General features: G+C 21.2%; 16 protein-coding genes. 4 read left to right on the top strand and 12 right to left on the bottom strand.

Annotated elements, in window-relative coordinates; all coding sequences use genetic code 11:
• Positions 1–4: 4 nt before the first annotated feature.
• The 5 genes from atpA to atpB all read right to left on the bottom strand — a co-directional run bounded on the left by atpA (position 5) and on the right by atpB (position 4,058).
• Positions 5–1,591 (bottom strand): F0F1 ATP synthase subunit alpha, encoded by a 1,587-nt coding sequence (atpA, locus tag H0H33_RS00340; protein WP_185877942.1) that lies wholly within the window; start codon positions 1,589–1,591, stop codon positions 5–7.
• A 15-nt stretch (positions 1,592–1,606) separates the two neighbouring features.
• Entirely contained in the window at positions 1,607–2,137 is a 531-nt protein-coding gene (locus H0H33_RS00335) for a F0F1 ATP synthase subunit delta (protein WP_185877941.1), read from the bottom strand.
• 5 nt (positions 2,138–2,142) lie between these two features.
• On the bottom strand, positions 2,143–2,628 hold the full coding sequence (gene atpF / locus H0H33_RS00330; RefSeq protein ID WP_185877940.1) for a F0F1 ATP synthase subunit B: 486 nt from the start codon (positions 2,626–2,628) through the stop codon (positions 2,143–2,145).
• Between the two features lie 34 nt (positions 2,629–2,662).
• Entirely contained in the window at positions 2,663–2,893 is a 231-nt protein-coding gene (atpE, locus tag H0H33_RS00325; RefSeq protein WP_185873358.1) for an ATP synthase F0 subunit C, read from the bottom strand.
• Positions 2,894–3,038: 145 nt separating this feature from the next.
• Entirely contained in the window at positions 3,039–4,058 is a 1,020-nt protein-coding gene (atpB, locus tag H0H33_RS00320) for a F0F1 ATP synthase subunit A (RefSeq protein ID WP_185877939.1), read from the bottom strand.
• A 119-nt stretch (positions 4,059–4,177) separates the two neighbouring features.
• Between atpB and H0H33_RS00315 the strand changes: the two genes are divergently transcribed.
• Positions 4,178–5,335, top strand: a complete 1,158-nt coding sequence (locus H0H33_RS00315; RefSeq protein WP_185877938.1) for a trans-sulfuration enzyme family protein — start codon at positions 4,178–4,180, stop codon at positions 5,333–5,335.
• Here the strand turns inward: H0H33_RS00315 and cysS are convergent.
• From cysS to nadE, 3 genes are all read right to left on the bottom strand, one after another.
• Positions 5,330–6,796, bottom strand: coding sequence for a cysteine--tRNA ligase (gene cysS / locus H0H33_RS00310; protein ID WP_185877937.1), 1,467 nt, complete (start codon positions 6,794–6,796; stop codon positions 5,330–5,332). The genes H0H33_RS00315 and cysS overlap by 6 nt on opposite strands.
• Positions 6,793–7,371 (bottom strand): GTP cyclohydrolase I FolE, encoded by a 579-nt coding sequence (gene folE / locus H0H33_RS00305; protein WP_185877936.1) that lies wholly within the window; start codon positions 7,369–7,371, stop codon positions 6,793–6,795. Before folE ends, cysS begins: the two co-directional genes overlap by 4 nt.
• A 124-nt stretch (positions 7,372–7,495) precedes the next feature.
• Positions 7,496–8,269 carry an NAD(+) synthase gene (gene nadE, locus H0H33_RS00300; protein WP_185877935.1) on the bottom strand — a complete coding sequence of 258 codons (774 nt, stop codon included), beginning with the start codon at positions 8,267–8,269 and terminating at the stop codon, positions 7,496–7,498.
• Positions 8,270–8,299: 30 nt separating this feature from the next.
• On the opposite strand from nadE, the gene tsaB reads away from it, so the two are divergent.
• The 3 genes from tsaB to H0H33_RS00285 are packed head-to-tail and all read left to right on the top strand — an operon-like array spanning position 8,300 to position 11,489.
• Positions 8,300–8,935: a tRNA (adenosine(37)-N6)-threonylcarbamoyltransferase complex dimerization subunit type 1 TsaB gene (tsaB, locus tag H0H33_RS00295; protein ID WP_185877934.1), complete on the top strand. Its 636-nt coding sequence runs from the start codon at positions 8,300–8,302 to the stop codon at positions 8,933–8,935.
• Between the two features lie 47 nt (positions 8,936–8,982).
• Complete coding sequence (locus H0H33_RS00290) at positions 8,983–10,758, top strand: TrkH family potassium uptake protein (RefSeq protein WP_185877933.1); 1,776 nt, start codon at positions 8,983–8,985, stop codon at positions 10,756–10,758.
• Between the two features lie 20 nt (positions 10,759–10,778).
• Positions 10,779–11,489: a potassium channel family protein gene (locus H0H33_RS00285; protein ID WP_185877932.1), complete on the top strand. Its 711-nt coding sequence runs from the start codon at positions 10,779–10,781 to the stop codon at positions 11,487–11,489.
• On the opposite strand, the gene H0H33_RS00280 is transcribed toward H0H33_RS00285, so the two are convergent.
• Genes H0H33_RS00280 through nrfD form a run of 4 tightly spaced genes read right to left on the bottom strand, consistent with a single transcriptional unit; the run spans position 11,484 to position 15,227 of the window.
• Entirely contained in the window at positions 11,484–12,704 is a 1,221-nt protein-coding gene (locus H0H33_RS00280; protein ID WP_238785612.1) for a hypothetical protein, read from the bottom strand. The genes H0H33_RS00285 and H0H33_RS00280 overlap by 6 nt on opposite strands.
• Positions 12,705–12,722: 18 nt before the next feature.
• A complete protein-coding gene (locus tag H0H33_RS00275) occupies positions 12,723–13,328 on the bottom strand; it encodes a c-type cytochrome (protein WP_185877931.1) in 606 nt (201 codons plus the stop codon).
• Positions 13,329–13,345: 17 nt separating this feature from the next.
• On the bottom strand, positions 13,346–13,867 hold the full coding sequence (locus H0H33_RS00270) for a DUF3341 domain-containing protein (RefSeq protein WP_185877930.1): 522 nt from the start codon (positions 13,865–13,867) through the stop codon (positions 13,346–13,348).
• Entirely contained in the window at positions 13,848–15,227 is a 1,380-nt protein-coding gene (gene nrfD, locus H0H33_RS00265; protein WP_185877929.1) for an NrfD/PsrC family molybdoenzyme membrane anchor subunit, read from the bottom strand. The genes H0H33_RS00270 and nrfD overlap by 20 nt, the downstream gene beginning before the upstream one ends.
• Between the last annotated feature and the right edge of the window lie 2 nt (positions 15,228–15,229).

Here is a 15,229-nt window from a genome sequence, read left to right as displayed (position 1 = left end):
CTGACTACAGTTTTATTTTATTTATTATACTAATAGCAACATTTTCTAATTTTTTTGATATTTCATCGTTAAGAATACCATTATTTAACGATTCTAATAATTTATTATGTTCTTTATTTAAACAAAATAAATATTCTTTTTCAAATAGATTAATTTTATCAATTGGTATATCTTCTAATATATTTTTTGTTCCGATATAAATTATTGCAATTTGATCAGATATTTTATATGGATTTAATAATTCTTGTTTTAAAATTTCCATATTTATTCTACCTTTTTTTATAATTTTCATAGTAGAAGAATCTAATTCTGATCCAAATTTTGAAAATGATTCTAATTCTTTAAATTGAGCCTGATTTAATTTTAGAGTTGCAGATATTTTTCTCATAGATTCAATTTGTGCATTACCTCCTACACGGGATACAGAAATACTTTCATTAATTGCAGGACGTATTCCTGAATTAAATAATTCTTTTTCTAAAAAAATTTGTCCATCAGTAATAGATATTATATTAGTTGGTATATAAGATGATATATCTCCAGATTGTGTTTCAATAATTGGTATAGCAGTTAATGATCCACCTCCCTTTACAAAATTTTTTATAGATTTTGGTATATCATTCATTTCTTTTGCTATATCTTGATCTCTTATAATTTTAGATGATCTTTCTAATAAACGAGAATGTAAATAAAATACATCACCTGGATAAGCTTCTCTTCCAGGTGGCCTTCTTAATAATAAAGATATCTCTCTATAGGAAATTGCTTGTTTAGATAAGTCATCATATATAATTAGAGCAGATTCTCCTAAATCTCTAAAATATTCTCCTATAGAAGTTCCAGAAAAAGGTGCATATACCTGCATTGATGCAGAATCATTGGCATTAGAAGAAACTATTATGGTATAATACATTGCATTGTTATCTTCTAATATTTTTTTTATTCTAGCTATAGTAGAAGCTTTTTGACCTATTGCAACATAAATACAATAAACTGGATTTTTTTTAAAAAATTTTTTTTGATTAATAATAATATCTATAGCAATAGAAGTTTTTCCAGTTTGTCTATCTCCAATAATTAATTCTCTTTGTCCCTTACCTATAGGAATCATTGAGTCTATAAATTTTATTCCTGTCTGCAAGGGTTCTTTTACCGGTTCTCTATAAATAACTCCTGGTGCTTTTCTTTCTACTGGAACTTCAAATAAAGTTCCACTTATAGAACCTTTTTCGTCAATAGGATCTCCTAATGGATTTATAACACGTCCTAATAAACCTCTTCCTACTTTTATAAAAAAAGGTTTTTTTGTTCTTCTTACAAGATCCCCTTCTTTTATAATGATTCGTTGTGATGAATTGAGTAGAACAATACCAACATGATCTTCTTCAAGATTTAAGACAATTCCTTTTATTTTTTTTTTATCGAATTCCACTATCTCTCCATAAAATGATAGATTTAATCCAAAAGATCTGACTATTCCATCTCCAACTTGAACTACAACACCATATTCAGATAATTTTGATTCTATCTTAAAATTATATAAATGTTTTTTTAAAATTGAAGATATTTCAGAATATTTTATATCTGACATAATTAATAAAATAATTTATATTATTTGATTTATTTCATTTAAATATCTTTTTATACTAAAATCCCATTCTTTGTATTCTTTAATTTGAACAAATACAAATCCTCCAATAATATTTTTATTTATATTATTGATTATAATAAATTTTTTTTTTTTATTTATTATTTTTTTTGCTATCATTTTTTGTATTGTTTTATTTATTGGAATTGTAGTAGTCAGTATACATTTAATAATATTGTTTTTTTTTATATCATATATATTGTTGTATTCTAATAAAATTTTTTCTATCAAAAAAATTCTATCATTTAATATTAAAATTTTTATAAAATGGTATAAAAAAATATTATTTATAATTTTTTTTAAAATTATTATTTTTTCATTTTTTTTTATAAAAAAAGTAAACATTAGTTTTTTTAACAAAAAATTTTTTTGTAAAGAAATATATAGATTAATTATACTACGATGATATACTTTTGAATGATTTGAATCATTAATATAGTCAAAAAGAATCATTGCATAATGTTTAATTATCTTTTTATTAAATACCACTTTATTTATAATTTTTCAATTAGACATTTAATAAAATTTTCTTGTTCAAGGTCTTTTTTCAATTTTTTTCTTAGTATTTTTTCTGCTATCTCAATTGAGATAAATTTTATTTCATTTTTTAATAATTGAAAAGATTTATTTCTTTCTCTGTTAAGAATATTTTTATAACTTTTTATGATATTTTCTTTTTCTATAATTCCATCATTTATTGCTTTTAATTTTATATCATTTTTAATTTTAATTGTTTCTTTTATAATTCTATCTTTTTTTTCATAAGCACTTTTCAATATTTCATTTTTTTTTTTCTCTATTTCATTCAACTTATGTTCTAATAAATTTGCTTTTTCAATAGAATCTTTTATTTTTTTTTCTCTTTTATCAATAAAATTAATAATTGGATTCCAAGCAAATTTAGATAGAATGAATATCAATATTGAAAATATTATTATATTCCAAAAAATTAATCCAAAAGAAGGAGCAGTTATATCCATTTTTTTAAATAATTAAAATTAACTAAAATTATAATCATTTAAATACTGCAAGTAATGCTGTAACTATACCAAATAGTGATGCTCCTTCAATTAATGCAGCAGCAATGATCATCGCATTTTGTACTTTATCAGAAGCTTCTGGTTGCCTAGCAATGGCTTCCATTGCTGAACTACCAATTCTTCCAATTCCTAATCCAGCACCTATAACTGCTATACCAGCCCCTAATGCTGCTAAACCAGAATATGTTAAGTCTATATTATCCATAATATTTTATGTTTTTTTATTAATTATAACTTACGATAGATCCTACCATAAATTATGTTAAATCTATATTTATAATTTTTAATATTTTTTGTAAATGTACAAATTCTATTAAATCTATATCATCTATAACATTTCATATTTTTTATTAATTTTTATTATGATTTTTAATAGATATACCTATCATTAATGCAGATAAATTTGTGAATATAAAAGATTGTAGAAATGATACCATAATTTCTAATAAAGAAATAAAAGAACCAAAAAATATAGAAAATCCAATAATAAAAATATTTTTAAATATAAAAATAAGACAAATAAAACTTAAAATTAAAATATGGCCAGCCATTATATTAGCAAATAATCTAATACATAATGTTAATGGACGTATAAATAAAGCCATTAATTCTATAGGCGCTAACATTAGTTTAACAAAAATAGGAACTTTTGGCATCCAAAAAATATGTTTCCAATAATATTTTTTACTATTTAAAATAGTTATAAAAAATGTAATTGCTGATAAAGAAAATGTAGTATTAATGTTTCCTGTAATATTTGGAAATCCTGGTATTATTCCTAACAAATTATTAATTAATATAAAAAAAAATAATGATAATAAAAAATTCAAATATTTTTTGTACATATTTTTTCCTATATAAGGAATTGCAATCTCATCTTTTATGAAAATCAAGATATATTCTAATAATGATCCAATTTTCCATTTATTAAAATATAAATTAGTATCATATTTATTTTTCATATAAATAAAAAAAATAATTAATAAAATGGAAGATATAAAAGTACAAAAAACATTTTTAGTTATAGATAAATCTAATGGTTTTTTATTGTATAAAATTTTATTAAAAAAATTTAATTTTCCATTTTTATTAGTAATATAAATTTGTTCTTTAAATAAACGATAATATCCATAAGTACCTTTTATTGTCTTTCCATTCATTAAATTATACGATGAAAAATATTCTAATCCATTATTCCATAATATAATAGGAAGTGAAATACAAATATTTTTTTTTTTTATAAAACTCCATTCATGTGAATCATTTACATGATGAAAAATAATATCAGATATATTTATATTTTTTTCTTTATTATTATTTAGTAAAATAATAAGACAAATGACAATTAATTTAATTGATTTTAAAATCATTATTTTTAAAAAAATAAATATTGAATAACAAATTTATATTTTTATAAAAAAATTTTAATGATTTTTAATATTTTTTTATTAGTAAATTTGTATGATCTTAACAAGATAAATATTTTATTATGAAGGAAGAAACAAAACTAATCCATGGTGTCCCGTATGATCCACTTACTGGTGCAATTTCTACTCCAATATATCAAACATCTACTTATGTACAAGAATCTCCAGGTGTTCATAAAGGATATGATTATACAAGAACTAATAATCCTACAAGAAAAACATTAGAAAAATTAATTACAAAATTAGAATATGGTTGTGATAGTTTAGCTTTTTCTTCTGGACTCGCATCTATCGATGCGATAATAAAATTATTAAATTTCAATGATGAAATAATAGCGATAGATGATATCTATGGAGGAACTTTTAGATTATTAAATTTATATAAAAAACTAGGAATTAAAACTTATTATATAGATATGACGAATATAAATAAGTTAATTATATCTATATCAAAATTAAAAAAATTAAAATTAATATGGATAGAGTCTCCTACCAACCCAACTCTTAAAGTTTCTGATATAAAAAAAATATGTAAAATTTCAAAAAAAATTAACCCCAAAGTACTAATTATAGTGGATAATACTTTTTCATCTCCCGTTATACAAAATCCAATTAAATTAGGGGCAGATGTAGTAGTTCACAGTGCAACTAAATATTTATCAGGTCATTCTGATGTATTAGGTGGATTAATTACAGTAAAAGATAAAAATTTATATGAAAAACTTAAATATATACAAAATTCTACTGGAGGAGTGTTGTCTCCAATAGATTGTTGGCTTACTATAAGAGGATGTCAAACTTTATTTTTAAGAATAAAAAAACAATCTCAAAATGCTTTTAAAATTGCATCATTTTTAAATGAAAAAAAATCTACATTTATAGAAAATGTATATTATCCTGGATTGTCTAATCATAAAAATCATTTAGTAGCAATAAAACAACAAAAATATTTTGGGGGAATTGTTTCTTTTAGTTTATTAAAAGATACTATAGACAATGCTAAAAAATTAGTATCATCAACAAAATTATTTAAATTAGCTGAAAGTTTAGGGGGAACAAAAAGTTTAATTTGTCATCCAGCAACTATGACACATAAATCTACTCCATCAAATATAAGAAAAAATGTTGGAATAAAAGACTCTCTTATTCGTTTATCTATAGGAATAGAAAATGTAGAGGATTTAATAAATGACTTAAACCATGTTTTATTAAATTTATAATAATTGTTTATCATTTATATTAATACCAACATCATATAATTCTTTTCGTAATCGATCTGATATCCCCCAATTTTTTTTTTCTCTCATTTCTTTACGAAAATGAATTAGTTTTTCTACTAAAATATCAAATTTTTTATTTTTTTTATTTGAAGTTTTTAATAATTCTAATTTAGATAATCCCAGTATATCAAATATGAAATAATTCATATATTTTTTTAATAAATTAAAATCAATTTTTGTTATATGATGAACTTCTAACATAATAAATTTAGAAGCATAAAATAAATTAGAAATTAACATAGGTGTATTAAAATCATTATTAATTGACTTATAACATTTGTAAATCCAATTATATATATTAAAATTTAATTTAATATTTTTTTTATTATGAATAATTGGAATAAAATTTTCTAATATTTCGATAGTATATTTTATTTTATTATATCCTTTTTTTGTTTCTATTAATTTTTCTATTGAAAAATCAATTATACTTCTATAATGGTGTTGTAACATAAATAATTTTAAAACATTTGGAGAATAATCTTGATATAATAAATCTTTTATAGTTAAATTATTTCCTAGGGATTTACTCATTTTTTTTCCATTTATAATTAACATATTTGTATGAATCCAATAACGAGAATAACTTTTTTTACCATAAAAAGCATTAGATTGAGCTAGTTCACATTCATGATGTGGAAATTTTAAATCAATACCTCCCCCATGGATATCAAATATATTTCCTAAATATTTTGTACTCATTGTTACACATTCAGTATGCCAACCAGGATATCCGTAACTCCATGGAGATGGCCATTTCATAATATGTTTTTCATCAGCTTTTTTCCAAAGACAAAAATCATGAATAAAACGTTTTTCTTTATTATGTTTTCTTTCATAATGTGATAAATTTTTTAAATCATTACCACTTAGTATTCCATAAGAATATGTATTAATATATTTTTTTAAATCAAAATAAACAGATCCGTTTATTTCATAAGCATAATTATTATAAATTAATTTTTTAATAAATTCTATTTGCTCTATAATATGACCTGTTGCTGTAGGTTCTATATTAGGTGATAATGTATTTAAAATATTTAAAAATTTATGAAAAGATATTGTATATTTATTTACAACTTCCATTGGAGGTATCCCTTCTTTACGAGATTTTTTTATTATTTTATCTTCTGAATTAATTTCATTTTGATTATCCTCTAAATGACCTACATCAGTAATATTTCTAACATAACAAACTTTATACCCCAAATGTTTAAAATATCTAAAAATAATATCAAATACTATAAATGTTCGATAATTTCCTAAATGTAAATGATTGTATACTGTAGGACCACATACGTACATTCCGATATTATTATTATTAATAGGAACAAATAATTCCTTTTTTTTTTTTAAAGAATTATATATATATATATTAACAGATTTATTTATAATGTTCATGTTTTAAAAGAAAAAAATCCAATATGATGAAAAAATTCACTTTTGATTTTGTAATCATCTCTAAATGATCCTCTAAATTCAGTAGTAATAGTACTACTATCTATATCTTTTATTCCACGAGAATTTACACATAAATGTTTAGCCTCTATAATACAAGCAACATCTCTTATTGATAAAATTTTTTTTAACATGTCAACAATCTGAACAGTTAATCGTTCTTGAACTTGAGGTCTTTTTGAATAAAAATTTACAATTCTATTTATTTTAGATAATCCTATTATTTTTCCATTAGAAATATATCCAACATGTGCTTTTCCAATGATAGGAAGAAAATGATGTTCACAAGTAGAATAAACTGTAATGTTTTTTTCAATAATCATTTGTTTATACTTGTATTTATTTTCAAAAACAGATATTTTAGGTTCATTTTCAGGATGAATACCACTAAATATTTCTTCTACAAACATTTTAGCAACACGTTTAGGCGTTTGTTTCAAATTATTATCATTCATATCTAAACCAAGTATTTTCATAATTTGAAAAAAATGTTTTTCTATTTTTATTATTTTATTCATATTTTTCACAACATTTGATGTATGAATAATATATTATTACTTCAATAATTATATAGTTTTATATATTTTTATTTTTTAAAAAAAATATAATTTTTAAATATAAAAAATAAAATTAATAAACTAATTATTTCATATAATTTGGGATATGACAAATAGGAATTGGAATAATTTTATGTTTATTTTTATTATGTAAATATTGATATTTTTTTATAATACTATATTCTTTTTTAGAAAAATATTTTAATTTTTTATCTTTTATTTTCATAGCTAATTCTAAATCATCATAAGATAGTCCTATTTGTTCTTTATCAGTACGTTCATCTTTCCATAAACCATCCGTTGGGATAGAATTTCTAATTTCATATAATATTTTTAATTTTTTAGCAATAATTTGTATATCACTTTTATTTAAATCTGCAATAGGTTGTAAATCTACTCCCCCATCTCCATATTTTGTAAAAAATCCAATTCCAAAATCTTCTACTTTATTTCCAGTACCAACAACTAAATAATTATTTAAATTAGCATAATAATATAGTATTAACATACGAATTCTAGACTGTGCATTTGCTAATGCTAAATTATTATTTATTTTATTATTATAAATATCAAAAGTTTTACAAAAAAAATTAAAAAAATCACATAAATTTTTTCTTATATAACTAACATTTGAAAATCTTTTTAACATAAATTTAGCATGTTTTCTAGGAAGATCGTTATCTTTTAATAATGGGATTTCTAATAATAATGTAGGATAATTTGTTTTTGCAACTAAAAAAGATGTTACAGAAGAATCAATTCCACCAGATATTCCAACAACAAATCCATTTGATTTTGAATTTTTTATATAATTTTTTAACCAAAAAACTATATAATTAATTACATTATTTACTTGCATAATAAAAAATATTTTTTTTAAATTATTTATATGTCTTTAATACTAAATTTAGATACTTCTACAAATAATTGTTCAGTTTCCATATCAAAAAATGGAAAGATCTTATCTCTTGTAGAAGAAACCTCTCAACGTTATTTACATTCAGAAAAACTACATAAATTTATAGAATACGCTCTAAAACTTTCAATGGTTAGTTTAAAAGATATTAAATCTATTTGTGTAAATAGAGGGCCTGGATCCTATTCTTCTTTAAGAGTAGGAATTGCGGCAGCAAAGGGATTTTGTATATCATTAAAAATACCATTATTATCTATGGATAGTTTAACTATTTTAACTCAAAAGATTTTAAAAAAAATAAAGAATAAAAAAAATACATTAATCATTCCTATGATATATGCAAAAAAAAATTTTTTTTATACTACATTATTTGATTCATATAGCAATATGCTTTATCCTATTTCTATTAGAAAAAAAATTAATTATCTTCAAATAACAAATCATAAAATATATATAATAAGTAATTTTAATTTTTATTTAAAAAATTCAAATAAATATATTTTTATTAAAGATAATATATCATCTTATGACATGTCATATTTATCTTACAATAAATTTTGTAAAAATAAATTTCATAATATTAATCAATTTTTACCTATATACCTATAATAATTATTACTTGTAAATTAATGCAATTTTTATGAATTAAAATAATTATGATTTTTAAAATATTTAGAAATATTATAGGAATTTCATATCCAATTATATTTTTTTATATAATTTTTTATCTAGGATGGGGTGAGTCTTGTTTTACAAACTTTTTTAGTGAAAAATTTATCATATTAATGATATCTTTAATTAATATATTACATTTATTTATTTTTTTTGATAAAAAAATTGAAAAAGATTATAAATCTATGATATTATTATCTTTTTTTATACTTATAATACCTATTATCTTTTTTATAAAAAATTTTATTTATAATGGTATAAATAAAGAAATATCATCATACATTAAAATATTTTCTATTATTAGTTTAATAATTTATCTTGTAATTCGTACTACATATATAATGAAAAGAATATATGTAAAAATACATAATCCCATTTTCATATTTATTATTAGTTTTATTTTTTTATCTATTTTAGGATCTATATTGTTAATGTTACCAGCATCCACAGTAAAAAATATATCATTCATTGATGCATTATTTACTTCTACTAGTGCTGTTTGTGTTACTGGATTAATTGTTTTAGATACATCTAAAGATTTTACTTTTTTAGGAAAAATAATTTTATTAACATTAATAGAAATAGGAGGGCTTGGTATATTAACAATAACTTCTTTTTTTAATTTTTTTTTCCAAAATAATTTATCATTTAAAGAAGCAATTTTTGCCAGCAATTTTCTAAATACAAAAACAACAAATAATGTTCTTTTTTTTGCTGTAAAAGTAGTTTTATTCACTCTAATAATAGAATTAGTAGGATCATTCTTGATTTATTTATCCATTAACAATGATTTTCATTTTAATACTAAATTAAAATTAAATAATGATAATCCATTTTTTTTCTCTATTTTTCATTCTATATCTTCTTTTTGTAATAGTGGTTTTTCTACTTTTAATGATGGATTACATTCAGAAGTAATTCGGTTTAATTATTGGTTTCAATTGATAATATCATTTTTAATAATTTTAGGAGGTATAGGTTTTAATATTGTATTCAATTTTTTTACATTTATTTTATTAACATTAAAAAAATATATAAATAAAATTTTTTATAAAAAATATATAAGAAATCCTGTACATATAGTTACATTAAATACAAAAATAGTTGTATTTACTACTATTTTTCTTTTATACTTTGGTACTATTTTTTATTATATTAGTGAATATAATAATTCACTATTAGAGCATAAATCATTTTTTGGAAAGTGGATAGTATCGTTTTTTTCTTCTACTTCTTCCAGGACAGCAGGATTTCATGTATTAGATCTAAAAAATCTACATTCTTTTACTATCATATTTACTATGCTATTGATGTGGATAGGTGCGTCTCCATCTTCTACTGGAGGAGGAATTAAAACTATTACTTTTGCAATAGCATTATTAAATATCGTTTCTTTATCTAGAAAAAAACATAGATTGGAAATACAAAAAAGAGAAATTTCTCACAAATCTATTCGTTTGTCTTTTTCTATTATAATGCTTTCCATAATAATTATTTATATATGTGTATTATCTATAATATTTTTTGATCCATATAAAAATATTTTATCTATTTTTTTTGAAGTAGTTTCAGCTTTTTCTACAACTGGTCTTTCTTTAGGTATAACATCTAGTTTATCTATTGGAAGTAAATTAGTAATAATCTTATTAATGCTATTAGGAAGGGTAGGGTCTATAAATATAATGATTAGTTTATTAAAAAGAAATAAAATTAATATTCATTATTATAAATATCCTAAAGAAAATGTTATCATTAATTAAAATTTTATGATAAGATAAACATGAAAATAATAATTATTGGATTAGGAAATTTTGGGAGAGCATTAGCTCTTAGCTTAACAGATAATGGACATGAAGTTTTTGGTATAGATAATAAAATAGAAAAAGTAGACTCATTAAAAGATCATATTGCTAACGTTATATGTATGGATGCTAATAATGAAGAAGCATATAAAATGTTACCTATCAATCAAGCTAATTTAGGTATTGTAGCAATAGGAGAAAATGAAGGATCGTCAATAGTTACAACTGCAATATTAAAAAAAAATTATAAACATCTTAAAATAATAAGTAGATCTTTATCAAAGATACATGATACAATATTAAATGCTATGGGAATTAAAAATGTTGTTCATCCAGAACAAGATGCGGCATTTAGATTAACTAGACAACTATCTTTTGATTATGCTTTAGATTATTTTCAAGTAGATAATAAACATTCTATTGCTGAAGTATTCTCTCCTTTTTCTTTCAGTGGAAAAATGGTTAAAAATATAAAATTAATACAAAAATATTCAATTTCTATAATTACTATAATTCGAGATAAAATAAAAATTTCATCTAATAAAAATAATTCCACTAAAAATGTAATAGGATTAATAACTGGTAAGACTTTATTGCAAGATGGAGATATTTTAACTATATTTGGATCAAATAAATCTATTATTAATTTTATTAAAGACAATAAAGATAATAGATTAGTTTCATTATAAATTATGATTTTTATATTCTTTACTCTCTTTAAAAAAAGGATGTTCAGTAAGGTATAATGTTTGATTCTTTAAGTTTGATAATAATATATAAAAAAATGATCCTCCTATTATAAATAATGAACTAATTTCATATAAACCAAATGATATTTTATTATAAAAATTAGGATCTATTAAATTAAATAGATCTATATAATGTCCAATTAAAATTATTATTGATATTAATAATAATCTATTTGAATTACATTTATTTTTTCTACTTATCAGTAATAATGGAATTATAAAATTTGGAATTAACATCAAAAAATGGATATTATAATATAATTTTTCTCTTTTAAAAAAATACAACATTTCTTCTGGAATATTTCCATACCAATAAAGAAGAAATTGAGAAAACCAAAAATAACTCCACAATAAACTACCGGAAAAAATATAAGTTCCTAAATCATTCATATGACTTTTGTTAAAAAAATGAAATACTCCTATTTTTTTAAGAAAAATTGAAACAATAGTAATAAAAACTATTCCATTAATTAATATCCCACTTAAAAAATACCATCCAAATAAAGTACTAAACCAATGTGGAGTAATGGACATTATCCAATCCCAAGATAGAAAAGTAGAAATAAAAGCAAAGAATATGATAAAATAAATAGAATTAGAATATAATTTATTATAATACTTTAAAGAGTAAGAAACATTTAAAAAATATGATATTTTATTAATTCTAAAATAGAAGAATATACAACCTAATACATAAAATAAATTTCTTATTAAAAAAAAAGGAATATTAAGATATAACTTTTTTTTCATTAAAATTTTATCATAATAAATAGATTTTGGATTATATAAATAATCATTCATCCAATGAAATATTGGTTTGTTTGGATGTATTATATTAATTAATAAAATAATTAATATCAAAATACTTCCATAAGGAATAAAAGATGATATTTTATTCATAATTGGATGAATAATGATTGACCATCCTGATTTTGAAATATTTTGAATAGATAAAAATAATAATGATCCTATAGATATTGAAAAAAAATATATAGAAGATATATATATACTAGTCCATAATTTCTGATCATTAAATATATACAATAATTTTTTTTTAAAAAAAAATTGACTCCATTTGTATAATAGTAATATAATTCCAAAAATTATAGTGGATAAAAAAAATTTTTTATAATTTTTAGATAATTGATATATCATTAATTAATAATTATAGTTTTATTTTTTTAAATGCATAACATATTCAGATACTTTCCATCTATCTATTTCGTTAAGTTGAGATGAGTAAGATCCCATATTATTTTTTCCATATGTAATAACATAATATACACTTCCAACAGTTAATTCTCTATCTTTGTAATCAGGTATTCCTAATATTTTTTCATTTTTTACTAAAAATCCTTGACCATCTCCTTTTTCTCCATGACAGATAGAACAGTTTATATAATATAATCTTTTTCCATCTTTTAAAATTTCATTCATATTATTTTTATTTATCAATGGAGATGTTTTTATTTTTTTTGAAAAATTTTGACCTTTAATTGATATTAAGTATGATGTAGGATCATAAAATTTTTTTCTAGAAACTGTATTTTTTACAGGAGTAAGAGAGGAAGTTTCATAATTAAAAATATTATTGTTTATACTTTTACATTTACCAGATTTAATAAAATCTGGATCAGAATATGGTTCATATGCATTAGAATAATACATATCAGGCATATATACTATTTTTGGTTTTTTTTCATCATTAAAAAAAATAAAAATAAAACTCAAAATAATTATTATTGATGATATAGAAAAATAATAAATATATTTTATCATTATAAAACAAGTTATTTTTAATTGATTTCTATTGCTCCATTTTTTAACAAAAGTTTTTTTATATTATTTTTATCTATTTTTTTTATTCTAATTTTTATTAAAAAAATATAATCTGTTGTTCTTATATCTGGATTTGTAGCTTTACATCCTGGATATAATTTACATTGAAATAAATAAGTTATACACATTAAATGTGCAGAAAAAAAAATAACTAATTCAAATATGACAGGTATAAACGATGGTAAATTCTTTATAAAAGAGAAAGAAGGTTTTCCACCAATATTTTGTGGCCAATCAAAAATCATGATATACCATATCAAAGTTATAGAAAAAAAAAATCCTAACAATCCATATAAAAAAGATAAAAAAGATAAATTAGTATTTTTTAAATTTATTAATTTATTTAATCCGTGAATTGGATATGGAGAATATACATTTGATATGTAACAATTATTTTTTTTTACTAATATTTTAATGTTATTTAAAAGACAATTTTCGTTATCATATAGTACATTTAAATTACTGTAACGATTTTTCATCATTATTTTGTTTTAAAATTGTTTTTAATTCTGATTGCGATATTACTGGAAAAACACGAATGTAAATTAAATAAAGAGTAAAAAATAATCCAATAGTTCCTATAAAAATCCCAACATCTACAAATGACGGAATAAATCCAGTCCAAGAAGATGGTAAATAATCATGACTTAAATTAAGAACAATAATATCAAATCTTTCAAACCACATGCCTATATTTATAATGATTGCTATAACATAAGACCAAAAAAAACTTCTTCTTACTGATTTAATCCATAAAAATTGAGGAATAATAATATTACAAAATATTAAAGACCAAAATGCCCACCAGAAAGGACCCCTAGATGCTTTTTCAGAAAAATATATAAATTCTTCAAAAGGACTACTAGAGTACCAAGCCAAAATATATTCAGTTATGTAGGCTAATAAAACAATACCTCCTGTAAATAAAATAATCATATTCATATATTCAATATGATCTTTAGTAATATAACTTTCTAAAGAAAGAACTTTTCTAGCAACTCCTAACAATGTTTGAACCATTGCAAATCCAGAAAATATAGCTCCTGCTACAAAATAAGGAGGAAAAATAGTACTATGCCATCCTTTAATTACTGAAGTAGAAAAATCAAAAGAAACTATGGTATGTACCGAAAAAACTAATGGCGTACATAAACCAGCTAATATTAGAGATACTTCTTCAAATCTTTGCCAATCTTTAGCACTTCCATTCCATCCAAAACTAAGAATAGTATATATTTTTTTTTGAAATGGATTAGAAATTTTGTCCCTTATCATTGCAAAATCAGGAATTAATCCAATAAACCAAAATACAGTGGATACAGAAAAATAAGTACTTATAGCAAAAACATCCCATAACAAAGGAGAATTAAAATTAGGCCATAGAGATCCAAATTGATTCGGAATTGGTAATACCCAATGTGCATTCCACGGTCTTCCCATATGTATAATTGGAAATAATCCAGCTTGTATTACAGCAAAGATTGTCATTGCTTCTGCTGAACGATTAATAGATAAACGCCATTTTTGACGAAATAATAATAAAACTGCCGATATTAAAGTACCAGCATGTCCTATTCCTACCCACCATACAAAATTGGTAATATCCCAAGCCCAATTAATCGTTCTATTTAATCCCCATACCCCAATTCCAGTAGTTACTGTATATATAATACATATAACACCCCATAAAAATGCTAAAATAGATATACATATGGAAATCCACCATAATTTTCCTGCCTTTTTTTTTATAGGATTTATAATATCATTAGTTATATCTTTTATGGTTTTATTTCCTTTAATTAATTTTTTTCTTGTATAATATTTTTTATAATCCAACATTT

The organism is Blattabacterium cuenoti, assembly GCF_014252415.1.
Classification (GTDB): Bacteria; Bacteroidota; Bacteroidia; order Flavobacteriales; family Blattabacteriaceae; genus Blattabacterium; species Blattabacterium cuenoti_Y.
This window is presented reverse-complemented; position numbering and strand designations above follow the sequence as displayed.

Coding starts and splice junctions, on each gene's coding strand:
- tsaB (WP_185877934.1), top strand. CDS start 8,300: ATGTCTTTAATACTAAATTTAGATACTTCTACAAATAATTGTTCAGTT.
- H0H33_RS00285 (WP_185877932.1), top strand. CDS start 10,779: ATGAAAATAATAATTATTGGATTAGGAAATTTTGGGAGAGCATTAGCT.
- atpB (WP_185877939.1), bottom strand. CDS start 4,058: ATGATTTTAAAATCAATTAAATTAATTGTCATTTGTCTTATTATTTTA.
- atpE (WP_185873358.1), bottom strand. CDS start 2,893: ATGGATAATATAGACTTAACATATTCTGGTTTAGCAGCATTAGGGGCT.
- H0H33_RS00275 (WP_185877931.1), bottom strand. CDS start 13,328: ATGATAAAATATATTTATTATTTTTCTATATCATCAATAATAATTATT.
- H0H33_RS00315 (WP_185877938.1), top strand. CDS start 4,178: ATGAAGGAAGAAACAAAACTAATCCATGGTGTCCCGTATGATCCACTT.
- atpF (WP_185877940.1), bottom strand. CDS start 2,628: ATGGATATAACTGCTCCTTCTTTTGGATTAATTTTTTGGAATATAATA.
- nadE (WP_185877935.1), bottom strand. CDS start 8,269: ATGCAAGTAAATAATGTAATTAATTATATAGTTTTTTGGTTAAAAAAT.
- H0H33_RS00290 (WP_185877933.1), top strand. CDS start 8,983: ATGATTTTTAAAATATTTAGAAATATTATAGGAATTTCATATCCAATT.
- H0H33_RS00280 (WP_238785612.1), bottom strand. CDS start 12,704: ATGATATATCAATTATCTAAAAATTATAAAAAATTTTTTTTATCCACT.
- nrfD (WP_185877929.1), bottom strand. CDS start 15,227: ATGTTGGATTATAAAAAATATTATACAAGAAAAAAATTAATTAAAGGA.
- H0H33_RS00270 (WP_185877930.1), bottom strand. CDS start 13,867: ATGAAAAATCGTTACAGTAATTTAAATGTACTATATGATAACGAAAAT.
- folE (WP_185877936.1), bottom strand. CDS start 7,371: ATGAATAAAATAATAAAAATAGAAAAACATTTTTTTCAAATTATGAAA.
- cysS (WP_185877937.1), bottom strand. CDS start 6,796: ATGAACATTATAAATAAATCTGTTAATATATATATATATAATTCTTTA.
- atpA (WP_185877942.1), bottom strand. CDS start 1,591: ATGTCAGATATAAAATATTCTGAAATATCTTCAATTTTAAAAAAACAT.